Source organism: Pseudomonas sp. GNP014 (genome assembly GCF_054344005.1).
In genome coordinates, this window is sequence record NZ_JBTGUS010000001.1 from 274,009 (window position 1) to 300,421 (window position 26,413).

The window sequence follows — 26,413 nt, forward strand, 5'->3', positions numbered from 1 at the left end:
ATAGCGGTGTATCAGTCAAAGTCACAGTGACTGATGATTTGCTATCGCGAGCAGGCTCACTCCTACAGTTTGCCCGGGTTAAGGCTTATGCCGGTTTGGCCTCTGCCAACGCCTCCTGCGCCAGCTCCTTCTCGGCCTCTTTCAGGTCCTCTTCGCTGATCATCTCGGCAATCACCCGCAGACGCTCCACCACCCGCGCGTTGACGCTGCCTTCGGGGAACTGACCGTCAGCATCCGGTGCACCGGCCGGTTCACCGACCAGCAGGCTCAACGCCTCGTCCGCCTGACGCACGGCGTACACATGGAACTGCCCGGCGCGCACCGCCGCCAGGACCTTTTCGTCGAGCATCAGCGTGGCGACGTTGGCCTGCGGAATGATCGCGCCCTGCTCGCCGGTCAGCCCGCGTGCTTCGCAGAGGCGGAAGAAGCCTTCGATCTTCTCGTTGACCCCGCCGACCGCTTGTACTTCGCCAAACTGGTTGATCGAACCGGTGATCGCGAAGCACTGCTTGAGCGGGGTTTTCGACAGCGCCGAAATCAGCGTGCACGCCTCGCCCAGCGACGCACTATCACCATCGACATAACCGTAGGACTGCTCCAGGGCGATACTCGCGGAAATCGCCAACGGGAATTCCTGCGCGTAACGGCTGCCCAGATACCCGGTGAGGATCATCACGCCTTTGGAGTGGATCGGCTGGCCAAGGTTGACCTCGCGCTCGATGTCGACGATGCCGCTGCCGCCCGGGTACACCGTGGCGGAGATCCGCGCCGGCACACCGAACGCCGAATCGCCGACTTCCAGTACGGTCAGCCCGTTGCATTTGCCGACCGCTGCGCCGTCGGTGTCGATCAGGATGATCCCGGCGAGCATGTCGTCGAGAATCCGCGCCGACACCCGCCCGGTACGCGTGGCTTTGGCTTTCAGTGCGCGCTCGATATGCCCGGCGTCGGTCATTTCATCGCCGGCCAGGTGACGGATGAAATCCGCTTCGCTGACCAGTTGGAACAGATCGCCGATACGCGCCGACAAACGTCCCTGATGCTCGGCCAGCCGCGCGCTATAGGTCGCCAGACGGGCCACCGCATCGGCGGTCAGCGGCGCCATGCCTTCTTCCGACGTGCGGGTTTTCAGCAACTGGGCAAATTGCTCCAGGCTTTCGTCGACCATCGGGATGTCTTCGTCGAAATCGACCAGCACGCGGAACATCTCCTGGAAGTCCGGATCGAGATCCTGCAGCGTGTAATACAGCTGCCGCGCGCCAATGATGATGACTTTGACCTGTAACGGAATGTGCTGCGGGTTGAGGGTCATGGTCGCGAAACGGCCCATCTCCCCCAGAGGCGATTCCATTTTCAGCTTGCGCGATTGCAGGGCGCGTTTCAGCGCATCCCACACGAACGGCTCGCTGAGCATTTTTTCCGCTTCCAGAATCAGGAAGCCGCCATTGGCGCGGTGCAGCGCCCCCGGACGCAACTGCCGATAGGTGGTGTAGAGCGCCCCCTGATCAGTGGTGTACTCGATGCGGCCGAACAGGTTTTCGTAGGTCGGGTGCGGCTCGAACACCACCGGCGCACCGCCGCTGGCCGGATGCCCGACCACCAGGCTCGGGGCGTATTGCTCTTCGAGCAGCTTGCGCGCAACGGCGTCGGTCTTGCTGTCGTCGACCAATTGCTCGACCACGGTTTTCAGCAGATATACCTGCATGGCTTGCAGGTAACCGCAGACCGCAGCGTTCTCCGCGTATTTCTCCGACAGCGGCGAGAGCAATGGCTGCAAGGCCAGGGTGATGGTTTCTTCGTTGAGCTGACGCAGTTGATTGTTCGATTCACGCTTCCACTGCGGCAGGCTGGCGAGTTCTTCGTTCAGGCGCTCCTCGAGGCCGGAAATGTCATCGTGGAAACGCTCGCGATCGGCTTCCGGCAACTGCGCGAACTCCGCCTCATCCAGCGCCTTGCCGTCGAGCATCGGGGTGAAGGCGATGTTGCTGCTGTCGCGGTACAGGGCGACGTCTTTTTCCAGGGCCAGACGCTCGATGATGTCGAGGGCCTTGTCATAGCGCTGATTGAAAGCGCGGTCGATGGCGCTTTTCTTTTGCTGGTAGGACGGGTGCTCGAACACTGCCGGAAACGTCGCCAGCAGGTTGTCGATCAGACCGTTGATGTCGCCGATGAACGAACCGGCAGTGCCCGATGGCAACTCCAGTGCGCGCGGCTCGCGCGGCTCATCGAAATTGTTCACGTAAACCCAGTCCGCCGGGGTCTGCAGGCGTTTGCCTTCGGCTTTCAGGTAGCGTTTGACGAACGAGAAGCGCCCGGTGCCGGGCTCGCCCATGACAAAGACGTTGTAACCGGGGCGTGGCATGGCCACACCGAACTGCAAGGCTTCGACCGCGCGTTCCTGGCCGAGCACACCGCGAAAGGGCTCCAGATCATTGGTGGTAGTGAAGCTGAACTGTTCAGCGGAAAACGGACGAGTCAGCGCTTCGGGCGCTATACGCAGGCTGGCAGCAACAGGATCAGGCATCGGACTTCCTTAACAATCAGGCGGGGCAGATAGCGGCATTCTGGCGCCGCCCGTGCCCCACTGGCAAGGCGCGCCATCTGCCAAAGCATAGACAACCGGCCCTCTGCGCAGCAGGTTCCCTGAAACCGGGGCTATTACCGAATCTTTTGTAAAAAATCACGGAACCGTTAGAACGTGCCTAAACTCCAAACTGCGCGGCTGGAACTAATACTGGCCCACTGGCTTCGTTTGGGTCTGTTTCGTACAGAACTTGGGGGGCCAGAACCCTGTCCATTGGTATGCACACAAAGAGAACAAAGATATGAAACGGATTCTTCTCGGTACTCTCTTCACCGCTGTATCCATCAACGCAATGGCGCAAGCCCCGGGCGGCCCGGATTGCGGTTGGGGCAACATGCTGTTCGAAGGTCAGCGTGGCACCCCGGCGCACTTCCTCGCTTCCACCACCAACGGCACTTCCGGTAACGCCACGTTCGGCATGACGTCCGGCACCAACGGTTGCTCCACCAACGCGTCGCTGACGTACGGCGGCAAATCCTGGTTCGCCATGAATGGCATGATGAACGAACTGTCCGAAGACATGGCCAAAGGCAACGGCGAAGCGCTGACGACTTATGCCGTGGTACTGGGTGTGGCGCCGGAAGACCGTGCGCACTTCGCTGCCGTCACTCACGAACACTTCCAGCAGATCTTCAGCAAGGCTGACGTGACCGCTGAAGACGTGCATACCAACACTCTGGCCGTGCTGAAATCAGACCCACGTCTGGCCAAGTACGCGACTCAGGCTTAAGCTCGACCCCGCCCGCTTCCTTCGGGAAGCGGGTTTTGTTTTTGAATGCAATCAGTCCGCTGTGACGCTGAACCTGTGGCGAGGGGATTCATCCCCGTTCGGCTGCGAAGCCGTCGCCAAACCCGTGCATGCGCTGTATCTGATGCATTGGGAATTCAGGTTCCGGGGCCGCTTCGCAGCCCAACGGGGATGAATCCCCTCGCCACAGGGTGGAGTGATTACACCCCGATCCGGGTTTTATTTTCTTTCGACTTAAGTTGCCACCTATGCTCAAACGCCTTGCCTGGCTGGCGCTCTGTGTCTGCGCCCCGCTGTCCGCCGCGCCTCACATCGACCCTCAACGTTTGCAGCAACTGGCCAACGATCGTTTCTGGATTTCCCTCGGTCACTACGAAACCGCCAAGCTTGGCGGCTGGCGCAGCTATGTCAGCGACAAGAAGTTCTTCCTCGCGCCCGATGGCAACGAACACCCCGACCGTGAACTGGCCGCCACTGTGCAAGCGCTGTACGCCCCGGCCAGTCTCGGCGAACAACACGCGCAGTGCGTCTACCCGGCGCGCACGCGCTGGCTGAAGGCACAGCTCAATCTCAGCGATCTGCCGACGCCGGAATGCGCCGAATACAAAAAATGGTTCAAGGATGTCTCGCCGCACAGCGCGGTGATGATTTTCCCGGCGGCTTATCTCAACAGTCCTTCGTCGATGTTCGGCCACACCTTGCTGCGCATCGACCAGGCTGATGTGCAAGCCGACAAGACTTCACTGCTGAGTTACGCGATCAACTTCGGCGCCTACATCGAAGGCTCGGACAACAGCATCCTCTACGCCTGGAAAGGCTTGATGGGCGGCTATCCGGGGCTGTTCGCGCTGGTGCCCTATCAGGAAAAACTCTCCGAATACCGCAGCCTGGAAAACCGCGACTTGTGGGAGTACCGGCTGAACCTGACGCAGGAAGAAACCGCACGCATGGTCGAACATGTGTGGGAGCTGAAGCAGATCCAGTTCGACTATTTCTTCTTCGACGAAAACTGCTCGTATCGCCTGCTTGAGCTGCTGCAAGTGGCACGGCCGAGCCTGCGCCTGACCGAACAATTCCCGTTGACCGCCATCCCCACCGACACGGTCAAAGCGGTGAAGGAAGCCGGGCTGGTGGAAAGCATCGAGTACCGCCCGTCCCGCGAGCGTGAACTGCTCAGCCGTGCCGAGCCGTTGAACAGTGACGAACAGCAATGGGTGCTGAAAGTCAGCGCCGATCAACAGGTGTTGCAGGACCCGGCGTTCAAAACGCTGCCCCGTGACCGCCAAGCATTGATCATCGACGCGGCATATCGCCTGGAGCGCTACCGCGCCAACGGTCAGGAACGCGACTCGCAACGGGCACAGCGCAGCTTCGAACTGCTGCGGGCGATCAACAAGAATCCGGCGCCGGAGCTGGACATCCCGCAACCCGGCCTGCCCGAGGACGGCCACGAATCGCGCACCTGGCAGGCCGGTCTCGGCACCCGAGGCGACCGCGCCTTCGGCGAATACGGCTTGCGCATGGCTTACCACGACCTCAACGACAACGCCGAGAGCTTCCCGCTCGGCGCGCAGATCGAGATCCTGCAGATGAAACTGCGCCAGTACGAAGGCAACCAGTGGCAGTTCCAGCAACTGGATCTGGCGACCATCCGCTCGCTGACCCCGCGCAATGAGTTGTTGCAGCCGTTGTCATGGCAAGTCACCGGCGGCCTTGAGCGTGTGCCCGGCAAGCACGATGACGAAACCCTGGTCAGCCACGTCAACGGTGGCGGTGGCGGCACCTGGCAACTGGGCGAAGACATGCTCGGCTTTGCCCTCGGCACCGTGCGCATCGAGCACAACAATGACTTCGCCGGTTTCATCACCCCGGCGGCCGGTTTCAACAGCGGCGTGCTGTGGAAAAACCCGCTGGGCAATCTCAGCGTCGAGGCCAAGGGCGATTATTTCACCAACGGCGAAGTGCGCCGCAGCCTGAGCCTGAACCAGCAGTGGGAGCTGTCGCGCAACCTCGGTTTGCGTCTGAGTGCGCAGCGTGAGTTCAGCCATCTCGCCACGCCGGAAACAGAGGTCATGCTTGAAGTGAAGTGGTATCACTACTGATCTGAAGCCCGACAAATTCCCCCTGTGGGAGCGAACCTGCTCGCTCCCACATTTGGTCTTGTGGTGTTAATGGATTTTTCACGGGGCTTCGACAGCCGTGTCATGAATCAGCTTCTAGACTTTCCCCATAAGCCGGACAACCGGCGCGGGAGAGTGCGATGTGGCGGTGTGCGGGTTTGCTGGGTGTTGTGCTGTTACTGGGCGGTTGCCAGACCACCCATGAAGATTTGATCGCCAGAGGTTATCCACCGGCCTTCGCCGATGGTTTTGACGATGGTTGCGTCAGCGGACGGCAAGCCGCCGGCTCGATCAGTGGCGAGTTTCGCAAGAACGTGCCGCGCTATCTCAAGGACAAGCAATACGCCGAAGGCTGGACCGACGGCTTTCGCCAGTGTCAGGCGATGCTGGAGAACAAGGATCGCGAAGAATATCGCAACGAGCACTGGGACGAACGCGAGCGCGCCTGGCAGCAGCAGAAAGATCAGGACGCCGGACGAGCCTATCGCTCGCAATAGGTCGTTTCCAGACATCCAGTGAAACCAAATGCCGGCGACCATGGACCAATTCCTATCACAGGAGGACACCATGAGCCGCGCTTTCGTCAACGAAGACAACGCCGCCGCGCAAGCCGATCAGCCCGTCGAACGGCAGGTCAGTGCGCAGCCCAATTACGTCACACCACAAGGCCTGGCACAGTTGCAGGCCAAAGTCGCCGATTTGCAGACCCTGCACGCCGAACAATCAGCCAAAGGCGAGCAGGCCGACAAGCAGCGCCTGGCCGATCTGGAACGGGATCTGCGCTATTTCAATCAGCGCCTGAGCAGTGCGCAGGTCGCCGCCCCTGCGACGTCCACCGACAAGGTGCAGATCGGCAGCTGGGTGACTTATGCCGACGAACACAACACCGAACGCCGAGTGCAACTGGTCGGCGAAGATCAGGCCGACGCCAGTCAGGGCCTGATCAACTGGGCCTCGCCGTTGGGCCGGGCATTGCTCGGTGCCCGGCTTAATGACGAAGTGCTGTGGCAGCGCCCCGCTGGCGATCAGATGATCGAAGTGATCCGCATCGAAGCGGGTTAAACCACGCCTTGGGCGAGCATCGCATCGGCGACTTTGACGAAACCGGCGATGTTCGCGCCTTTGACGTAGTTGACCTGGCCGTTCTCTTCACCGTAATGCACACAGGCGTGGTGGATCGACTGCATGATCGCGTGCAGCTTGCTGTCCACCTCACCCGCCGTCCACAGCAGGCGCATGGCGTTCTGCGACATCTCCAGACCGCTCACCGCAACCCCGCCGGCGTTGGACGCCTTGCCCGGCGCAAACAGAATGCCGGCCTCGATGAAGATATCCACAGCCGCAAGCGTCGTCGGCATGTTGGCGCCTTCGGCCACGCACACGCAGCCGTTGCGCAGCAGGGTTCGCGCAGCCTCGGCGTCGAGTTCGTTCTGGGTAGCGCAAGGCAGCGCGATGTCGCAGGCCAGCGACCACGGCAGCTGCCCGGCGCGGAATTCCAGGCCAAACGCGGTCGCCAGCTCGCTGATGCGTCCGCGCTTCACGTTCTTCAACTCCAGCAATGCCAGCCATTGCTCTTCGCTCAGGCCGGACTCGCAGTACAACGTGCCTTCGGAGTCGGACAAGGAAATCACTTTGCCGCCGAGGTCCATGACCTTGCGCGCCGCGTACTGGGCGACGTTGCCCGAACCGGAGATCGCCACGCGTTTGCCTTCGACGGCCTGCCCGCGGCGCTTGAGCATTTCTTCAGCGAAATACACACAACCGAAACCGGTGGCTTCCGGACGAATCAGGCTGCCGCCGTAGGTCATGCCCTTGCCGGTCAACACGCTGGTGAACTGGTTGCTCAGGCGTTTGTACTGGCCGAACAGGAAACCGATCTCCCGCGCACCGACGCCGATATCGCCGGCCGGCACGTCGACGTCGGCGCCGATGTGGCGGTACAACTCGCTCATGAACGCCTGGCAGAAACGCATGACTTCGGCATCGCTCTTGCCCTTCGGATCGAAGTCCGAACCACCCTTGCCGCCGCCCATGGGCAGCGAGGTCAGGGAGTTCTTGAAGGTCTGTTCGAAGGCGAGAAACTTCAGCACGCCCATATTCACCGAAGGATGGAAGCGCAAGCCGCCCTTGTACGGGCCGATGGCGCTGTTCATCTGGATGCGGAAACCGCGATTGACCTGGACCTTGCCCTGATCGTCGACCCACGACACACGGAACACCACTGCGCGCTCCGGCTCGCAGATGCGCTCCAGAATGCCCGAGGTCAGGTAACGCGGATTGGCTTCGAGAAACGGCCACAGACTGCGCAAGACTTCTTCGACGGCCTGGTGGAATTCGGGTTGATCCGGGTCGCGTTTTTTCAGCCGGGCGAGGAAGGATTCGACGGATTCGATCATGGGAAAAGTCTCGGCAAATTTATTGTCGTTGGAAGCGATTGAGCCGGACTGTAGCAAACGATTTGCGCACAGGAACAGCGCAAAATGTCGCAGTTATGAAATTAAATGGTGCACAGGATATAAATCAGGCGGTTTTTTGGGCTTTTTGCACCTGTATGGTGATTCTAAACTTGAGTGATGCACCAACAGTTATACCGCCTTCGCGAGCAAGCTCGCTCCCACATTTGAAATGCGTTCCCCTGTGGGAGCGAGCTTGCTCGCGAAGGGGTCGCGACTCGGTCCCGCTGACAAAACCCGGGCAAAAAAACGGAGCCCGAAGGCTCCGCTCTTTATGCAACCAACCCGAATCAGGCCAGTTTTTTGTGGCGTACCCGGTGTGGCTGGGCAGCCGCTTCGCCGAGGCGCTTTTTGCGGTCGGCTTCGTACTCGGTGTAGTTGCCTTCGAAGAACACCGCTTGCGAGTCGTCTTCGTACGCCAGGATGTGGGTCGCGACGCGGTCCAGGAACCAGCGATCGTGAGAGATCACAATGGCGGCGCCCGGGAAGTCCAGCAGGGCTTCTTCCAGGGAACGCAGGGTTTCAACGTCGAGGTCGTTGGACGGTTCGTCGAGCAGCAGGACGTTGCCGCCCTCCTTCAGGGTCAGCGCCAGGTGCAGGCGACCGCGCTCACCACCGGACAGGTCCTTGACGAACTTCTGCTGGTCGCCACCCTTGAAGTTGAAGCGACCGACATAAGTACGCGACGGGATCTCGTAGTTGCCGATGCGGATCTGGTCGGAACCGTCGGAGATCTGCTGGAACACGGTCTTGCTGCCGTCGAGGTCTTCGCGGCTCTGGTCGACGCAGGCCAGTTGCACGGTTTCGCCGACTTCGATGGTGCCCGAATCCGGCGTTTCCTTGCCCATCAGCATGCGGAACAGGGTCGACTTACCGGCACCGTTACCACCGATCACGCCGACGATGGCGCCTTTCGGCATGGAGAACGACAGGTTGTCGATCAGCACGCGATCGCCATAGCCCTTGGTGACGTTCTTGAATTCGATGACCTTGTCGCCCAGGCGCGGACCGGCCGGGATGTAGATCTCGTTGGTTTCCGAACGCTTCTGGAATTCCTGTGACTGCATTTCTTCGAAGCGTTGCAGACGTGCCTTGGATTTCGACTGGCGGGCCTTGGCGCCTTTGCGCACCCACTCCAGTTCTTCCTTCATGGCTTTTTCGTGAGCCGACTGCTGCTTGGATTCGGCCGCCAGACGATCGGATTTGGCTTCCAGCCAACCCGAGTAGTTACCCTCGTAAGGAATGCCCGCGCCGCGGTCGAGTTCCAGAATCCAGCCAGCGACGTTGTCCAGGAAGTAACGGTCGTGCGTGATCGCAACCACGGTACCCGGGAAGTCGTGCAGGAAGTGCTCCAGCCAGGCTACGGAGTCGGCATCCAGGTGGTTGGTCGGTTCGTCGAGCAGCAGCATGTCCGGGGCGGACAGCAGCAGACGGCACAGGGCCACACGGCGCTTTTCACCACCGGACAGGTGTTCGACTTTCGCGTCCCAGGCCGGCAGGCGCAACGCATCGGCAGCAACTTCCAGTTGACGCTCGAGGTTGTGACCATCGCTGGCCTGCAGGATCGCTTCGAGCTTGGCCTGTTCGGCAGCCAGCTTGTCGAAGTCGGCATCCGGATCGGCGTAAGCGGCGTACACCTCGTCCAGACGCGCTTGCGCATCCTTGATCACGCTGACTGCTTCCTCGACCACTTCACGCACGGTCTTGGCCGGATCCAGTTGTGGCTCTTGCGGCAGATAACCGATGTTCAGGTCCGGCATCGGACGGGCTTCGCCCTCGAACTCGGTGTCGACGCCAGCCATGATTTTCAGCAGCGTGGATTTACCCGAACCGTTGAGGCCGAGTACGCCGATCTTGGCGCCGGGGAAGAACGACAGCGAAATGTTTTTCAGGATTTCCCGCTTCGGCGGAACAACTTTGCCCAGCCGATGCATGGTGAAGACGTATTGAGCCATGGAGAACCTTGGGTCAGTGACAGATGAATGATTGGAGCGCAGGCGATGCCCGGCCAGACCGATGCGCGTCGTTCACTAGACCACTTGATGGCCATCAATGCGTGCGCGCTGAAAAAAGTCTGATTCTAGGAGCTGGAACGCTCCCGCGTAACCGGCAAAGCTACCTTAATGACCGGTGGCAGTCCAGCCGAGCGGGGCTGGCACTTCGCCACAACTCAAGGCATGCTAGCCGCCCTTTGGGCGTCCGGCTTATAGTGCACGTCGCGCCAGTCCAGCCAAATCGCAGGATTACAGCTTGTCCAACGTCACTCCGCCAGCCTCTGTGAGCAGCCTCCAACCGGCGCCCGGCTCGCCCCTGCGCGGAACATTGAAGGGCGCGCTGGCGACGCTGGTGCTTTTATTGCTGGCCTTGCTGTTCTGGCAACTGCTCGATCAACTGCGTGAAACCCAGAAAAACCAGCGCCAGTACACCATCGACTACACCGCCGATCTCGCTTCGCAGGTCAGCCTGAACATGGCGCTGAACGCGCAAATCGCCCTCAACCTGCTACCGATCGTCGAACAACCGCAATCGGCCGACGAACAGCAGGCCCTGCTGCGCAAGCTGCAGCGTTCGCTGCCGGACCTGCGCAGCATCGCGCTGCTCAGCCCTTCCGGCAGAATCATCAGCGACAGCACCGCCAACAGTGCTGACGCCGACTACCTCACCGAACTGGTGCGCCGCAGTCATTCGCAAGCCCATTATTTCAGCAACGCCGATGACGGGTCGGTGGTGCACCTGTTACTGCATCAGGCCAGTGGCAGCTCCCGCGGCTATTGGGCCCTGCGTCTGACGCCGACATTTTTCGATTCGCTGACCAAACAGAACGAAGCCGGAGCACGGCCCCTGTGGCTGGTGGAAAACCGCGTCAACCATCAGATCATCAGCCGCGACGAAGCCCTGCCCGCAGCCAAACCCGGTGTCCTGACACCGGACGATCTGGCCAACACCGTGCTGACCGTGCCGCTGAGCAGCAGCGACTGGCAGTTGCGTGGTCTGTTCGATCGGCAGCGCGTACTCGAAGAACTGCTCCCGGCGTTCATCGGCAAATGCCTGTTGGGCCTGGCCTTCTCGATGTTGCCGGTGATCGCGCTGCTGAACATGCGCCGTCGCCAGCGTCAGGTGCATGAAGGGCGTCGGCGTTATCAGGATATTTTCGAAGGCACCGGCGTCGCGCTGTGTGTGCTGGACCTGTCCGGGCTCAAGCAATTCTTCGACAGGGCGCAGATTCAGACCAGCGATCAGCTCAAGGCCTGGCTCGACCAACCGGTGCAACGCCAGCAACTGCTGCAGGAATTGCGCGTCACCGAGGTCAACCAGGTGGCGCTGCAACTGCTCAACGTCAATTCCTGCGAACACGCCTGGCAGCTGTTGATTGACGGCCACCCGCACTACCACTGCGCGATCGGCAATCAGGTGCTCGACGCCGTCCTGCAGCAGCAAAAGCAGCTGGAACTGGAAGTCAAACTGCCGAACAGCAACGGCCGCGACCAGCACCTGTGGATGGTATTGCGCCTGCCGCAGGAACAGCACGACTACAAAGCGGTGATCCTCAGCATCAACGACATCACCAGCCGCAAGCTGATCGAGCTGTCGTTGCTGGAGCGCGAAGGTTTCTGGTCGGACGTGGTGCGCACCGTGCCGGATCATCTGTACGTGCAGGACGTGATCAGCCAGCGGATGATTTTCAGCAACCACCACCTCGGCCAGACCCTCGGTTACAACCGCACCGAACTGCATCAGATGGGCGAGTACTTCTGGGAAATCCTCCTGCACCCGGAAGACGCCGATTACTACCACCGTTCGCGGCAGATGCAGCGGCACGCCGGCTACAGCCAGTTGCTGCAATGCCAGTTGCGTTTCCGTCATCGTGACGGCAAGTGGCGGCGTTTCGATATTCGCGAGCAGGCGCTGGCCCGGGACAAACACGATCAGGTCACGCGGATCATCGGCGTGGCCAAGGACATCACCGAACAGATCGAGGCCAGCGAATCCCTGCGCGACAGCGAACAGCGCTACCGCATGCTCGCCGAAAGCATCAGCGACGTGATTTTCTCCACCGACAGCAAGCTGTCGCTGAACTACGTCAGCCCGTCGGTGCAGGCAGTGCTGGGCTACGACGCCGAGTGGATTTTCCAGAACGGCTGGCAATCGACCATCGCCAACCCGCAACAGCTGAGCGGCATTTACTCCCTGATGGACCGGGTCAGCAAAGCGCTCGACAAGCCTGAACAACTGGCCGTGCTGCGCAACCAGGTGCAGACCCAGATGTTCCTGTTCGATTGCCTGCGCGCAGACGGCCGCAAGATTCCGATCGAACTGCGCCTGGTGTTGGTGTGGGACGAACACGGCGCGTTCGAAGGCGTGCTCGGCGTCGGCCGCGACATCAGCCAGCAACGCCGCGCCGAAAAAGACCTGCGCATGGCCGCTACGGTATTTGAACACTCGACGTCGGCGATCCTGATCACCGACCCCGCCGGCTACATCGTGCAGGCCAACGAAGCCTTCAGCCGGGTCAGCGGTTACGCCGTGTCGGAGGTGCTCGATCAGTTACCGAACATGCTCACCGTCGACGAGCAACAGGACGCGCACCTGCGCTACGTGCTCAAGCAATTGCACCAGCACAGCACCTGGGAAGGCGAAGTCTGGCTCAAGCGCCGTAACGGCGAGCATTACCCGGCGTGGGTCGGCATCACTGCGGTACTCGACGATGAAGGCGACCTCGCCAGTTACGTGTGCTTCTTCAGCGACATCAGCGAGCGCAAGGCCAGCGAACAGCGGATTCACCGCCTCGCCTACTACGACGCCCTGACTCATCTGCCAAACCGCACGCTGTTCCAGGATCGCCTGCACACCGCACTGCAATCGGCCGAACGGCAGAAGTCGTGGGTGGTGCTGATGTTCCTCGACCTCGACCGCTTCAAGCCGATCAACGACTCCCTCGGCCACGCCGCCGGCGACCGCATGTTGAAAGACATGGCCACGCGCCTGCTGGCCTGCGTCGACGATGACGACACCGTGGCGCGCATGGGCGGCGACGAATTCACCTTGCTGCTGCAACATCGCTCCAGCCGCGAAATGGCCTTGAACCGGGCGATTCATGTCGCCGAGCAGATCCTCGCCAGCCTGGTGCGGCCGTTTGTGCTCGAAGGTCGCGAATTCTTTGTCACCGCGAGTATCGGTATCGCCCTGAGTCCGCAGGACGGCAACGAACTCAGCCAGTTGATGAAGAACGCCGACACCGCGATGTACCACGCCAAGGAACGCGGCAAGAACAATTTCCAGTTCTACCAGGCCGACATGAACGCCAGTGCGCTGGAACGTCTGGAGCTGGAAAGCGACCTGCGCCACGCCCTCGAACAGAACGAATTCGTCCTGTATTACCAACCGCAATTCAGCGGCGACGGCAAACGCCTGACCGGCGCCGAAGCACTGCTGCGCTGGCGTCATCCGCGTCGCGGACTGGTGCCGCCGGGGGATTTCATTCCGGTGCTGGAAGAGCTCGGTCTGGTGGTAGACGTGGGCGACTGGGTGATCAGCGAGGCCTGCCGTCAGCTCAAGACCTGGCACCAGAGCCGGGTGCGGGTGCCAAAGGTCTCGGTGAACATTTCCGCGCGACAGTTCTCCGATGGCCAGCTCGGCACGCGGATCGCCACGATCCTGCGCGAAACCGGCCTGCCGCCGGCGTGCCTGGAGCTGGAACTGACCGAAAGTATCCTGATGCGCGAAGTCAGCGAGGCGATGCAGATTCTCGCCGGCCTGAAAAACCTCGGCCTGAGCATTGCGGTCGACGACTTCGGCACCGGTTATTCATCGTTGAATTACCTCAAGCAATTCCCGATCGACGTGCTGAAGATCGACCGTACCTTCGTCGATGGCTTGCCGTCCGGTGAACAGGACGCGCAGATTGCCCGGGCGATCATCGCCATGGCCCACAGCCTGAACCTGGCGGTGATCGCCGAGGGCGTGGAAACCCATGAGCAACTGGACTTCCTGCGCGAGCACGGTTGCGATGAGGTGCAGGGCTATCTGTTTGGCCGGCCGATGCCGGCGAGCCGGTTTGAGGCGCAGTTCAGTAACGACGCCCTCTTCATGTTCGACTGAAACCTTCGGGTGTTGCTGCTGACCTCATCGCGGGTAAGCCTGCTCCCACAGGGATGGATGGCGATCACGAAATCCTGCGGCCACTCCGGTTCCACGAGGACTTGCCGTGGATCAATATTCTCCGATTGAAACACAGACATTGTGGGAGCTGGCTTGCCAGCGATGGGGCCGGCAGATGCACCGCACATCTGTCATGAATGCCACTTGTCTGCGACATGATGTCGTTTCATATGCCATCCAAAACCCATTGAGTTAGAATGCCCCCCTTTTCTGCCCCCGATCCTTGAGGACCGCCATGTTCAGCCGTGATTTGACTATTGCCAAGTACGACGCCGATCTCTTTGCCGCCATGGAGCAAGAAGCTCAGCGCCAGGAAGAGCACATTGAGCTGATCGCTTCGGAAAACTACACCAGCCCTGCGGTGATGGAAGCTCAAGGCTCGGTACTGACCAACAAGTACGCCGAAGGCTACCCGGGCAAGCGCTACTACGGTGGTTGCGAGTACGTCGACGTTGTTGAGCAGCTTGCAATTGATCGTGCAAAAGAGCTGTTCGGCGCCGATTACGCCAACGTTCAGCCGCACGCCGGTTCGCAAGCCAACGCCGCGGTCTACCTGGCCCTGCTGCAAGGTGGCGACACCATCCTGGGCATGAGCTTGGCCCATGGTGGTCACCTGACCCACGGCGCCAGCGTGTCGTCCTCCGGCAAGCTGTACAACGCGGTGCAGTACGGCATCGACGCCAACGGCCTGATCGACTACGACGAAGTCGAGCGTCTGGCCGTTGAGCACAAGCCGAAAATGATCGTAGCCGGTTTCTCTGCCTACTCGCAGATCCTCGACTTCCCGCGCTTCCGTGCAATCGCTGACAAAGTCGGTGCCTACCTGTTCGTCGACATGGCTCACGTAGCCGGTCTGGTCGCCGCTGGTGTCTACCCGAACCCGGTGCCTTTCGCTGACGTCGTGACCACCACCACCCACAAGACCCTGCGCGGTCCACGTGGCGGCCTGATCCTGGCGCGCGCCAACGCCGAGATCGAGAAAAAGCTGAACTCCGCAGTATTCCCGGGCGCCCAGGGTGGCCCGCTGGAGCACGTGATCGCCGCTAAAGCGATCTGCTTCAAGGAGGCGCTGCAGCCTGAGTTCAAGGCTTACCAGGAACAAGTGGTGAAGAACGCCCAGGCCATGGCAGAAGTGTTCATCGCGCGCGGTTTCGACGTAGTCTCCGGCGGTACCAAGAACCACCTGTTCCTGCTGTCGCTGATCAAGCAGGACATCTCCGGTAAAGACGCCGACGCCGCTCTGGGCAAAGCGTTCATCACCGTGAACAAGAACTCCGTGCCTAACGATCCACGCTCGCCATTCGTCACTTCCGGCCTGCGTTTCGGTACCCCGGCTGTGACCACTCGCGGCTTCAAGGAAGCAGAGTGCAAAGAGCTGGCTGGCTGGATCTGCGACATCCTGGCTGACCTGAACAACGAAGCGGTGATCGACGCCGTGCGTGAGAAAGTCAAAGCCATCTGCAAGAAACTGCCGGTGTACGGCGCTTAATTGCGACGTTAAACCCGCAGCATGAAAAAACCGGCCAGTGATGGCCGGTTTTTTTTCGCCTGCAAAAAATTTTCAAACCCGTGAGTGGCTCAAGAACGCGGCATTGCCCCTGACTGGTCAGACCGGTCATGCCAATTCGTCATTTTTCACTTGCGATCCCGCCAAAACCAATCCTAGACTGCGCCTGCACTGGACATACCGGTAAGACCACAATAATTAAGTCCTGAATCTGATGCGCTCCGCGCACGGCAGCCAGGACACCGACCAGGATTCCTCCCATGCTCAGATGGTGCTCGCGTTCAATCTTCCTCCAAGTGGTTCTCGGACTGGTGCTCGGCATCGTCTGCGGGCTGACCCTTCCCGAATACTCTGCTCAGCTCAAACCGCTCGGCGACGGCTTCATCAAACTGATCAAGATGCTCATCGGCCTGATCGTGTTCTGCGTGGTGGTCAGCGGCATCAGCGGCGCGGGTGATCTGAAAAAGGTCGGGCGCATCGGCCTCAAATCGGTGATCTACTTCGAAGTGCTGACCACCCTCGCGTTGGTGATCGGCCTGGTATTCGCCTTCAGCACCGGCATTGGCAGCGGCGCGAATATCCATCTTGAACAATTGTCTGCCGCCGACATGGGCGACATCGCCGAACGCGGTCAACACATACACACCACCACCCAGTTCCTGATGGATTTGATTCCGACCTCGGTGCTCGGCGCCTTCGCCGACAACAACATCCTGCAAGTGCTGCTGTTCTCGGTGTTGTTCGGCAGTGCATTGAATCTGGTCGGTGAAGCAGCATCCGGGATCTCGCGACTGATCAACGAACTGAGCCATGTGATTTTCCGGATCATGGGCATGATCGTGCGTCTGGCGCCAATCGGGGTGTTCGGCGCCATTGCTTTCACCACCAGCAAATACGGTCTCGATTCGCTGCAACACCTGGGCAGCCTGGTCGGCCTGTTCTACCTGACCTGCATGGCGTTCGTCAGCGTGATTCTGGGTCTGGTGATGCGTGCGTCCGGCCTGCGTCTGTGGCCGTTGCTCAAATACCTGCGCGAAGAATTGCTGATTGTCATGGGCACCGCCTCCTCCGACGCCGTGCTGCCACAAATCATGCGCAAACTTGAACATCTCGGCATTGGCAGCTCGACGGTCGGCCTGGTGATCCCCACTGGCTACTCGTTCAACCTCGACGGTTTTTCGATCTACCTGACCCTGGCGATTGTGTTTATCGCCAACGCCACCGGCACACCACTGGCCATGACCGACTTGCTGACCATTCTGCTGGTGTCGCTGATCACCTCCAAAGGCGCCCACGGCATTCCCGGCTCGGCACTGGTGATTCTGGCGGCCACGCTGACGGCGATTCCGGCAATCCCGGTGGTCGGTCTGGTGCTGGTCCTGGCCGTGGACTGGTTCATGGGCATCGGCCGCGCACTGACCAACCTGATCGGCAACTGTGTCGCCACCGTGGCCATCGCCCGTTGGGAAAAGGACATCGACGTGCAACGCGCAAACAAAGTACTCAGCGGTCAGCAGGGCTACACCTTTCAACCGCGTAAAACAGCAACTCCGGCGCACCAGCAAGAGTTCTGATTTAACTCCTGCAGGAGCTGCCGCAGGCTGCGATCTTTTGATCTTCGTTTGCCGGCTCCTGACGGGCACATGGAGCAAGACAAGTGATTACCACATCAACCGTCGTCAACTCAGTCGTAGAAAAACTGCGCAGCGCCCTCGCCCGTGGCCAGTGGCGCTCCGGCGAGATGCTGCCGGGCCAGCGCGAACTGGCCGAGCAACTGGGCATCAGCCGCCCAAGCCTGCGCGAAGCGGTCATCGTCCTGGAAACCCTCGGCCTTGTACGCTCGATGCCGGGCAAAGGCGTGGTCGTGCTCGATGCGCAAATGAGCGACAGCCAGAATCACGACAGCGCAGTCGCCGGCGCCAGCCTCGAAGACGTGCTGCAACTGCGCTACACCCTGGAACCGTTCATCGTCGGTCTGGTGGCGCAGTCGATCAGCAGCAAGGAAGTCGGGCAACTGCGCCTGACCTTGATGGACATGCGCGAAGCGCTGGAAGCGGGCGACAGCGAAGCTGGAGTCAGCGCCTACATCGCCTTTCACGAAGAGTTGTTCACCCTGACCTCCAACCCGATCTTCCAGAGCGTGGTGCAACAGACCAGCAACGCCCTCAAGCAAAGCGCCGAAGTGTTGCGCAATTCGCCCGAACACTTGGCCGAACGCCTGGAAGAAAACGAGGCGGTGGTACGCGCCATCCGCAGCAAGAACAGCGCCCAGGCCAGCGCCGAAATGCGTCGGCACATTCTGCGTGAGGGCCAGCGGATGGGTATCGAACTGAATATTCCGGATGACCACTTGAGTCGCTGACCCCAACTGGAGACAGGCCATGAACAGTTTTGCCGCAGCGTCGCCCACTCGCCAGCCCCCGACGCCCCTGCCCTTCTCCCGCCCGCGCGCACCGGCGGCGGATCTGTATCCGCGACTGTTCGATGCGATTCTCGAGCGGCGCATCCATTCGGCCAGCCGTTTTACCGAAGACAGCCTGAAAGACATGTTCGGCGCCAGCCGTGCAGACGTGCGCCGGGTACTGACCCAACTGTCACATGAGCACATCATTGTGCTGCGGGCCAATCACCGGCCACGGGTGGCGGAACCGGATCCGGAGCAGACACGGCAAGCTCTGCAGGCGCGGCGCCTGACCGAAAGCACGCTGGTGTATCTGGCCTGTCAGCGCCCGCAGGCAGACGCTTTGAAGCGCGTGCGCACACTGATCGAGCGCGAGCGCCTGGCCGTCGAACAGGATCGGCGGGGGGCGGCGATTCGCTTATCCGGAGAGTTTCATCTGCAGTTGGCGCAAATGGCGGGGAATGCCCCGCTGGCGCATTTTCTCGGCAGCCTGGTGCCGCTGACGTCACTGGCGATTGCGCGAAGTGAGTGCCAGACGCTCAGCTGTTGCGCGTGGCAGGAGCATCTGGCGTTGATCGAGGCGGTGGAGCGAGGCGATGCTTCCACGGCCGGGATGCTGATGAATCGACATCTGGATCATCTTGAACAGGCACTGCTCGGTTCAGACCTTGAGCATTGTGCTGTCGGTTAGATCGCCTTCGCGAGCAAGCTCGCTCCCACAGTTGACCGCATTTCTCTGGACAGAATACGGTCTCCTGTGGGAGCGAGCTTGCTCGCGAAGAGGCCATCACTGACAACCAAGATCCATCAGGCAGAAGCCACTTTGGCAAACCCCGCCCGAATCTTCTCTTCCGGCAAATCATCGGCAATAAACACAATTACGCTTTCCCGCGCCTCACCCTCGGCCCATTCGGTATCCCAGTCGAAACCATAGAGTTTCAGCACGCCCTGAAACACCAGGCGCCGATCCTCACCAGCGATGTTCAGCACGCCTTTGTAGCGCAGCAATTGCTTGCCGTGGTCTTCCAGCAGCTCATTCATGAACTCGCTGAGCTGATCGATATCCAGCGGTTGCTCAGTGCGCAGCACCAGGCTGGAGATACGGTCGATGGAGGGCGCCTTGCTGACCGGACGCAGACTCACCCCGCCACCAAGATCAGCATTGAGGTTGAAACCACGCACATCCAGCAGTTCAGCCAGATTGATGTTGCCATGCTCGACCACGCGGATCGGCGCACGACGGTTGATTCGCGTCAGGCGTTCGCTCAGCGCGGTGAACGTCGCCTCGTCCACCAGATCGGTCTTGCTCACCAGCAAGCGGTCGGCGAAACCGATCTGTGCCTGGGCGATGGTCTGGGTCAGGTGCAGATCGGCGTGGGCGGCATCCACCAGGGTGATGATGCCGTCAAGCAGGTAGCGCTCGCGCAGTTCTTCCTCAATGAAGAAGGTTTGCGCCACCGGGGCCGGGTCGGCCAGGCCAGTGCACTCGATCACCAGACGGTCGAAGGCGATTTCGCCGCTGTCCAGGCGTTCGAGCAGCAGGTACAGGGCCTTGGTCAGGTCAGTGTGAATGGTGCAGCAGACGCAGCCGTTGGCCAGGGTCATGACTTGCACCGGCTCATCACCCAGCAACTGAGTGTCGATGCCGGCGTCGCTGAATTCGTTTTCGATCACGGCGATTTTCAGGCCGTGCTCGGCTTTGAGCAGGTGCCGCAGCAAGGTGGTCTTGCCGGCGCCGAGAAAACCGCTGAGTACCGTGACCGGAATGGGAGAGGACAAAACTCGATCTCCTTCAAATGAATGAACAACACAAAAACAAATGTGGGAGCGAGCTTGCTCGCGAAAGCGGTGTGCCAGTCAAATTATTCATCAACTGACACTCCGTATTCGCGAGCAGGCTCGCTCCCACAGGGATTACCTCAACCTTGCGCTGTCAGCTCAACAGCACTTCGGCCCACCCTTGCCACCGTAACGCGCTTCCTGACGTTCGCGAAAGAACATCTCGTAGCTCATCACCGGTTTGTCCGGGTGTTTGGTTTGCATATGCTCGACGTAGGTGTCGTAGTCGGGCATGCCGACCATCAGGCGCGCGGCCTGACCGAGGTATTTACCGAGGCGACTCAGGTCATTGAACATGGTGCAATCCTCTGGTTACGCATCCGGCAGGGCCTGAAATGGCGATTCTTTATCCGTACGCTCTTTTTTGCCCCAGGCGGCGATGCCGACTTTGAGCGCGTAGAACAGGATGCTGAAGACCACGAACAGGAACAGCGCGGTAAGCGTTGCGTTGGTGTAAGCGTTGAAGATCACGTGCTGCATCTGCTCAACGCTCTTCGCCGGTGCCAGCACCTGACCATTGGCCAGCGCATCGCTGTATTTCTTGGCCAGCGACAGGAAGCCGATCGCCGGGTTGGCGTCGAACAACTTGATGAAGCCCGCCGTGGTGGTGCAGATCAGCAGCCAGGTGGCTGGCAGCAGAGTGACCCAAATGTAGCGCTGGCGCTTCATTTTGATCAGGACCACGGTGCCGAGCATCAGCGCGATACCGGCCAGCATCTGGTTGGAGATACCGAACAGTGGCCACAAGGTGTTGATGCCGCCCAATGGGTCAATCACGCCTTGATACAGCAACCAGCCCCACATCGCCACACAACCGGCGGTGGCAATCAGGTTGGCGGTCCACGATTCGGTACGTCTGAGCGCCGGCACAAAGGAGCCGAGCAGGTCCTGCAGCATGAAGCGCCCGGCACGGGTGCCGGCGTCCACAGCAGTCAGGATGAACAGCGCTTCAAACAGGATCGCGAAGTGGTACCAGAACGCCATGGTGTTCTCACCCGGCAGGACACTGTGCAGGATCTGCGCGATACCGACCGCCAGGGTCGGCGCACCACCGGCACGGGCCAGAATGGTGGTCTCGCCGATGTCGTGAGCCACGGCTTGCAGCGCTTCCGGCGTGATCGCGAAGCCCCAGCTCGTGACCATTTGCGCCACTGACGCGGCATCACTGCCGACCACGGCGGCCGGGCTGTTCATGGCGAAGTACACGCCTGGCTCGATCACCGAAGCGGCAACCATGGCCATGATCGCCACGAACGACTCCATCAGCATGCCGCCGTAACCGATGTAACGGGCGTTGGTTTCGTTATCCAAAAGCTTCGGCGTGGTGCCCGAAGAAATCAGTGCATGGAAACCGGACACCGCACCGCAAGCGATGGTGATGAACAGGAACGGGAACAGACCGCCCTTCCACACCGGGCCGGTGCCGTCGACGAACTGGGTCAGTGCCGGCATTTTCAGCTCGGGCATGGTCACCAGAATGCCGATCGCCAAGGCGACGATGGTACCGATCTTGAGGAAAGTCGACAGATAGTCACGCGGCGCCAGAATCAGCCACACCGGTAGCGATGCAGCCACAAAGCCGTAACCGACCAGCATCCAGGTAATCTGCACGCCAGTGAAGGTGAACGCCTTGGCCCACACCGGATCAGCGGCAATCTGCCCACCGAGCCAGATCGACCCGAGCAGCAGCAATACGCCGACCACGGAGATCTCGCCGATGCGGCCCGGGCGGATGTAGCGCATGTAAATGCCCATGAACATCGCGATCGGGATGGTCGCCATCACGGTGAAGATGCCCCACGGGCTCTCGGCCAGCGCCTTGACCACGATCAGCGCCAGCACCGCGAGGATGATGATCATGATCAGGAAGCAGCCGAACAGGGCAATGGTGCCGGGGATACGGCCCATTTCCTCACGCACCATGTCACCCAGGGAACGGCCGTTACGCCGGGTCGACATGAACAGGACCATGAAGTCCTGCACGGCGCCCGCCAGCACCACCCCGGCAATCAGCCACAGCGTGCCGGGCAGATACCCCATCTGCGCCGCCAGCACTGGGCCGACCAGAGGCCCTGCGCCAGCAATCGCTGCGAAGTGGTGACCGAAAAGAATGTGTTTGTTGGTCGGCACATAGTCCAGACCGTCGTTGTTGAGCACGGCGGGGGTGGCCCGACGCGGGTCGAGTTGCATCACGTTGTTGGCGATGAACAGACTGTAGTAACGGTACGCGACCAGATAAATGGCCACGGCAGCGACCACGATCCACAAGGCGTTGATCGCCTCTCCTCGGCGTAATGCCACTACGCCCAGGGCGCACGCTCCTACGATTGCCAGCACTAGCCAGGGTAAGTGGCGCAGCAGGCTATTATTATTTTTCATTTTATTATTCCAGCCAGGGTGGACAAGAAAGACAGCCACCCCGAGTTTAGCGCTACTGGCGCCAAAGGCCATACCCCGACATTGGTCTAGACGCTTGGTTGATTGGCAGGCACCCATTGGTCGGGTCTATAGTCAGCGAACTCTTCCGAGGATTGCGTCATGAGCGAACACCCAGCCAATCGCCGTCGCTTCAAACGTATTGCGTTCGATGCCAGAACCGAGCTGAGTCAGGGCCAATTCATCTGGCCGGTCAAGCTGATCGACCTGTCACTCAAAGGGCTGCTGATCGAGCGGCCCGAGCCGTGGCTGGGGAATGCGGAGCAGGATTTTTTCGTCGACATCCATCTGAGCGATGACGTCGATATCCAGATGGATGTGCATCTGGCCCATGAAGATCAGGGTCAGTTGGGTTTTGTCTGCCGGCATATCGGCCTGGAATCGATCCAGCGCTTGCGGCGGCTGATCGAGCTGAACCTGGCTGACGAAGCCGAACTGGAGCGCGAACTGGGCGCCCTGATCGAAATCTAGAATCCACAATTGAACCCTGTAGGCGCTGGCTGGCCAGCCCCTACAGGTTATGCGGTGGGTTCAAGTTATTCGAAGAGCGCATCGAGGGCCTGTTCGAGGCGGGTCACGGCGATGATCTGCAAACCCGGCGGGGATTCCTTCGGCGCATTGCCCTTCGGCACGATCGCCCGTTTGAAGCCATGCTTGGCAGCTTCTTTCAAGCGCTCCTGCCCGCTCGGCACCGGACGCACTTCGCCCGACAGGCCCACTTCGCCAAACACCAGCAGATCATGAGGCAGCGGCCGGTTGCGCAGGCTCGACATCACCGCCGCCATCAACGCCAGGTCGGACGCTGTTTCCAGCACCTTGACCCCACCGACCACGTTGAGGAACACGTCCTGATCGTGGGTCGGAATGCCGCCGTGGCGGTGCAGCACCGCGAGCAACATCGCCAGGCGGTTCTGATCCAGCCCCAGCGTCACCCGACGCGGGTTGGCCAGATGGCTGTCATCGACCAGCGCCTGCACTTCCACCAGCATCGGCCGGGTGCCTTCCCACGTCGCCATTACCACACTGCCCGGGACTTCTTCCTGGGCGCGGGTGAGGAAAATCGCCGATGGGTTGGAAACCTCTTTAAGGCCCTTGTCGGTCATGCCGAACACGCCCAGTTCATTGACCGCACCGAAACGGTTCTTCACCGCGCGCAGCAAGCGCAACCGGCCATCGGATTCACCCTCGAAATACAGCACGGTGTCGACCATGTGCTCAAGCACCCGGGGGCCGGCGAGTGCGCCTTCCTTGGTGACGTGGCCAACGAGGAAAATCGCGGTGCCGCTTTGCTTGGCGTAGCGCACCAGCAGCGCCGCACTCTCACGCACTTGCGAAACGCCGCCGGGCGCCGATTGCAATTGCTCGGTGAAGATCGTCTGGATCGAGTCGATCACCATCACCTTGGGTTTTTCCTGACGGGCCGTGGCGATGATGGTTTCGATGCAGGTTTCGGTCATCACCCGCAGTTGATCCTGAGGCAACCCGAGACGGCGGGCACGCATGGCCACTTGTTGCTGGGACTCTTCGCCGGTGACGTACAGCGCCGGCATGCTCTTGGCTAGATTGCACAGGGTCTGCAACAGAATCGTCGACTTGCCGATACCGGGATCACCACCGATCAGCACCACGGAACCGTCGACCAGACCGCCACCCAGCACGCGATCCAGTTCACCGGAGGCGGTGGAAAAACGCGGAATCTCTTCGATGCTGACTTCGGCCAGAGTCTTGATCTGCGCCTGTTGTCCAGCCCAGCCGGTGCGCCCGGTCGGCGCTGTCGCCCCGCCGCTTTCGATCATGGTTTCGGTCAGGGTGTTCCAGGCACCGCATTCACCGCACTGCCCGGCCCATTTGGGAAATGTTGCGCCGCATTCGGTGCAGCCGTACATGCGCTTGGCCTTGGCCATCTGAACCCCCGGAGCAAAACCGCGATGATAACGCAGACGCCGCAGCTCAGCGCGGCGCGGCAGTACGGATCTCGCCACTGGCCAGACGCGCGGCGCTGTTGCCCAGCGGGTCTTCGGCATTGAGGTCGGCCCCTTTGGCCTTGAGCGCGTCGAGCAATTCGACGCGCTTGAACAGCCCGGCGTACATCGCCGCAGTCTGTCCGGCGCCATTGCGCTGGTCGGCATTGCAATCGGTGGCCATCAATCGCCGGGCGATCTGGATCTCGCCCTTGAAAATTGCGCCCATCAGCGCCGTGTTGCCACGCTGGTCCTGCGCGCAGGCATCAGCGCCCGCCGCCAGCAAGCGGTCTACTGCCGCGCCCTGGCCGTGATACGCCGCCAGAATCAACGCGGTGTAGCCCTTGCTGTCGCGGGTATCGAGGGAATAGCCGGACTCGATGAAGGTGTCGAGCATCGGCACGTCACCGCGGCGGGCGGCGTCAAAATAGTAGTCCTGCAGTTGTGCCTTGATCGCCTCGGGGCTCTGTTCGGCCTGCGCTGCGAAGGACAGGCATCCGAGCAACAGTAAAAGATAAGGACGCATAAACGCTCTCCTTGGGTAGAACGGGGCCTGAATCAGGCCCCGCATTGCATGGCGTCGGGATCAGTCGACCAGTTTCGCCGCCAGTGCCTTGACCCGGCCCAGGTCACCCTTGGCCACTTTGGTCACGCCGGTGCCGTATTCCGGATCGGCCTTATAAAGGAAGGACAGAATGATGTGCTTGCTCTCGTCATCGGTGGTGGCCAGGGAGCCGCCGAAATTGTCGATCAGGTCCTGACGCTCCTGCTTGTTGAAGGAACGGTACAGATCGCCGGCCTGCTTGAAGTTCTGCTCGCGCTGGATCTTCGCCTGCTGGGTGCTGCCCGACAGTGCCAACTGGCTGTAACGGGCGTCTCGCGGCTCTTCGCGCGGCTGCAGACGGCTCGGCTGGTAATTCACGCCAGACTGCGTTGCGCCGAAGTTCATCGCACCATCCTGATTGCCGTTATTGACCGCAACTTTAGGGGCGTTGATCGGCAGTTGCAGCGCATTGGCACCCAGGCGATACATCTGAGTATCGGCATAAGAGAATACGCGACCTTGCAATAAGCGATCTTCCGAAGGTTCGATTCCCGGCACAACATTGGCCGGCGCCATCGCTACTTGTTCAGTTTCCTGAAACACATTAGCCGGATTACGGTTCAACACCATTTGTCCAACTTTTCGTTCTGCAATACCCGGCCAGATCTTGGTTGCATCCAGCGGGTCAAAATCAAACTTGGACAAATCTTGTGGTTTCAGCACTTGAATGTACAAGTCCCATTTAGGGAAGTTACCTTTATTAATGTTAGTTACAAGATCGTTGGTCATATGACTGTAATCCTGACCCTGAACTTTGCTGACTTCCTTCGGCGTGAGGTTATTGATCCCCTGCAAACTCTTCCAGTGGAACTTGACGTAATGCACTTCGCCTTTGCCATTGATCAACTTGTAGGCATGTACACCGTTACCGTCCATCTCGCGATAACTGGCCGGCGTTCCCGAATTTGAATACAGCTCGGTCAGGGTGCGCGTCGCTTCCGGCACATGGGAGAAGAAGTCGAAACGACGCGAGTCGTCATCCAGATTGGTGCGCGGATCGGGCTTGAACGCATGCACCATATCCGGGAATTTGATCGCATCGCGAATGAAGAACGTCGGAAAATTGTTGCCGACCAGATCCCAGTTACCATCGGCGGTATAGAACTTGGTGGCGAAACCGCGCGGATCACGCAGGGTTTCGGGGGAGTGGTTGCCGTGCACCACGGCGGAAAAACGCACGAACACCGGGGTGCTCTGGCCGGCGGCGAACACCTTGGCCTTGCTCAGGTCGCTCAGATCATTGGTCACCGTGAAGGTGCCATGGGCACCGGTACCGCGGGCATGCACCACGCGCTCGGGGATTCGCTCGCGGTCGAACCGCTGCAGCTTCTGGATCAATTGCACATCCTGCAGCAGCACCGGGCCATTGGCTCCGGCGGTTTGCGAGTTCTGGTTGTCGCCCACCGCCGCACCGTTGTCCCGGGTCAGGGGCGCGGCGTGTACGGAGAAGGTCAACAGGCTGGCGGTGAGTACGCCAAGAGTACGGCGATGGGGAAATGCCCCTAAGCCAAGCGTGGGATTCATATCAGGTTCCTCTGGTTTTTTGGGCGCATCCAGGTGCGCCAATCAGAGGCTAGAGGGCAAAACCGGCAAACATAAAT

Annotated in this window: 19 protein-coding genes; 10 read left to right on the forward strand and 9 right to left on the reverse strand. The window is 60.4% G+C overall.

What is annotated here, in order from left to right; all coding sequences use genetic code 11:
• Nucleotides 1-85: 85 nt before the first annotated feature.
• Entirely contained in the window at nucleotides 86-2,524 is a 2,439-nt protein-coding gene (locus tag ACXX9E_RS01330; RefSeq protein WP_123463997.1) for a Lon protease family protein, read from the reverse strand.
• 301 nt (nucleotides 2,525-2,825) lie between these two features.
• Between ACXX9E_RS01330 and ACXX9E_RS01335 the strand changes: the two genes are divergently transcribed.
• From ACXX9E_RS01335 to ACXX9E_RS01350, 4 genes are all read left to right on the forward strand, one after another.
• A complete protein-coding gene (locus ACXX9E_RS01335; protein WP_007909797.1) occupies nucleotides 2,826-3,314 on the forward strand; it encodes a DUF3015 domain-containing protein in 489 nt (162 codons plus the stop codon).
• A gap of 266 nt (nucleotides 3,315-3,580) precedes the next feature.
• Nucleotides 3,581-5,434: an Lnb N-terminal periplasmic domain-containing protein gene (locus ACXX9E_RS01340; protein WP_267804838.1), complete on the forward strand. Its 1,854-nt coding sequence runs from the start codon at nucleotides 3,581-3,583 to the stop codon at nucleotides 5,432-5,434.
• 158 nt (nucleotides 5,435-5,592) lie between these two features.
• Entirely contained in the window at nucleotides 5,593-5,949 is a 357-nt protein-coding gene (locus ACXX9E_RS01345) for a hypothetical protein (protein ID WP_123463994.1), read from the forward strand.
• Between the two features lie 70 nt (nucleotides 5,950-6,019).
• Nucleotides 6,020-6,514 carry a GreA/GreB family elongation factor gene (locus ACXX9E_RS01350; RefSeq protein ID WP_128616064.1) on the forward strand — a complete coding sequence of 165 codons (495 nt, stop codon included), beginning with the start codon at nucleotides 6,020-6,022 and terminating at the stop codon, nucleotides 6,512-6,514.
• Here ACXX9E_RS01350 and gdhA read toward each other — a convergent pair.
• Together gdhA and ettA are read right to left on the reverse strand one after the other, a co-directional pair.
• Nucleotides 6,511-7,848 (reverse strand): NADP-specific glutamate dehydrogenase, encoded by a 1,338-nt coding sequence (gdhA, locus tag ACXX9E_RS01355; RefSeq protein WP_123463990.1) that lies wholly within the window; start codon nucleotides 7,846-7,848, stop codon nucleotides 6,511-6,513. The genes ACXX9E_RS01350 and gdhA overlap by 4 nt on opposite strands.
• A 347-nt stretch (nucleotides 7,849-8,195) precedes the next feature.
• On the reverse strand, nucleotides 8,196-9,860 hold the full coding sequence (gene ettA / locus ACXX9E_RS01360; protein ID WP_186748043.1) for an energy-dependent translational throttle protein EttA: 1,665 nt from the start codon (nucleotides 9,858-9,860) through the stop codon (nucleotides 8,196-8,198).
• Nucleotides 9,861-10,155: 295 nt separating this feature from the next.
• Between ettA and morA the strand changes: the two genes are divergently transcribed.
• The 5 genes from morA (at nucleotide 10,156) to ACXX9E_RS01385 (ending at nucleotide 18,663) form a co-directional block, all read left to right on the forward strand.
• Nucleotides 10,156-14,004 carry a cyclic di-GMP receptor MorA gene (gene morA / locus ACXX9E_RS01365; protein WP_322375499.1) on the forward strand — a complete coding sequence of 1,283 codons (3,849 nt, stop codon included), beginning with the start codon at nucleotides 10,156-10,158 and terminating at the stop codon, nucleotides 14,002-14,004.
• A 295-nt stretch (nucleotides 14,005-14,299) separates the two neighbouring features.
• A complete protein-coding gene (gene glyA / locus ACXX9E_RS01370; protein WP_123463984.1) occupies nucleotides 14,300-15,553 on the forward strand; it encodes a serine hydroxymethyltransferase in 1,254 nt (417 codons plus the stop codon).
• 278 nt (nucleotides 15,554-15,831) lie between these two features.
• Nucleotides 15,832-17,145, forward strand: a complete 1,314-nt coding sequence (locus ACXX9E_RS01375) for a C4-dicarboxylate transporter DctA (RefSeq protein WP_123463982.1) — start codon at nucleotides 15,832-15,834, stop codon at nucleotides 17,143-17,145.
• A gap of 83 nt (nucleotides 17,146-17,228) precedes the next feature.
• A complete protein-coding gene (locus ACXX9E_RS01380; RefSeq protein ID WP_123463980.1) occupies nucleotides 17,229-17,933 on the forward strand; it encodes a FadR/GntR family transcriptional regulator in 705 nt (234 codons plus the stop codon).
• A gap of 19 nt (nucleotides 17,934-17,952) precedes the next feature.
• The gene (locus ACXX9E_RS01385; RefSeq protein WP_447807559.1) at nucleotides 17,953-18,663 is read left to right on the forward strand and encodes a GntR family transcriptional regulator; all 711 of its coding nucleotides are present in this window, start codon (nucleotides 17,953-17,955) and stop codon (nucleotides 18,661-18,663) included.
• Between the two features lie 116 nt (nucleotides 18,664-18,779).
• Here the strand turns inward: ACXX9E_RS01385 and yjiA are convergent, their stop codons facing one another.
• From yjiA to ACXX9E_RS01400, 3 genes are all read right to left on the reverse strand, one after another.
• The gene (yjiA, locus tag ACXX9E_RS01390) at nucleotides 18,780-19,751 is read right to left on the reverse strand and encodes a GTPase (protein ID WP_128614448.1); all 972 of its coding nucleotides are present in this window, start codon (nucleotides 19,749-19,751) and stop codon (nucleotides 18,780-18,782) included.
• Nucleotides 19,752-19,910: 159 nt separating this feature from the next.
• Nucleotides 19,911-20,108, reverse strand: coding sequence for a YbdD/YjiX family protein (locus ACXX9E_RS01395; RefSeq protein WP_003228401.1), 198 nt, complete (start codon nucleotides 20,106-20,108; stop codon nucleotides 19,911-19,913).
• Nucleotides 20,109-20,123: 15 nt separating this feature from the next.
• Complete coding sequence (locus tag ACXX9E_RS01400) at nucleotides 20,124-22,190, reverse strand: carbon starvation CstA family protein (protein WP_186748039.1); 2,067 nt, start codon at nucleotides 22,188-22,190, stop codon at nucleotides 20,124-20,126.
• A 159-nt stretch (nucleotides 22,191-22,349) separates the two neighbouring features.
• Between ACXX9E_RS01400 and ACXX9E_RS01405 the strand changes: the two genes are divergently transcribed.
• Entirely contained in the window at nucleotides 22,350-22,718 is a 369-nt protein-coding gene (locus ACXX9E_RS01405; protein ID WP_128614450.1) for a PilZ domain-containing protein, read from the forward strand.
• 65 nt (nucleotides 22,719-22,783) lie between these two features.
• On the opposite strand, the gene radA is transcribed toward ACXX9E_RS01405, so the two are convergent.
• The 3 genes from radA to katB are packed head-to-tail and all read right to left on the reverse strand — an operon-like array spanning nucleotide 22,784 to nucleotide 26,336.
• On the reverse strand, nucleotides 22,784-24,151 hold the full coding sequence (gene radA / locus ACXX9E_RS01410; RefSeq protein ID WP_007909773.1) for a DNA repair protein RadA: 1,368 nt from the start codon (nucleotides 24,149-24,151) through the stop codon (nucleotides 22,784-22,786).
• A gap of 46 nt (nucleotides 24,152-24,197) precedes the next feature.
• Nucleotides 24,198-24,734 carry an ankyrin repeat domain-containing protein gene (locus ACXX9E_RS01415; protein ID WP_123463971.1) on the reverse strand — a complete coding sequence of 179 codons (537 nt, stop codon included), beginning with the start codon at nucleotides 24,732-24,734 and terminating at the stop codon, nucleotides 24,198-24,200.
• A 60-nt stretch (nucleotides 24,735-24,794) separates the two neighbouring features.
• Nucleotides 24,795-26,336, reverse strand: a complete 1,542-nt coding sequence (gene katB, locus ACXX9E_RS01420) for a catalase KatB (RefSeq protein ID WP_458554942.1) — start codon at nucleotides 26,334-26,336, stop codon at nucleotides 24,795-24,797.
• Nucleotides 26,337-26,413: the final 77 nt, after the last annotated feature.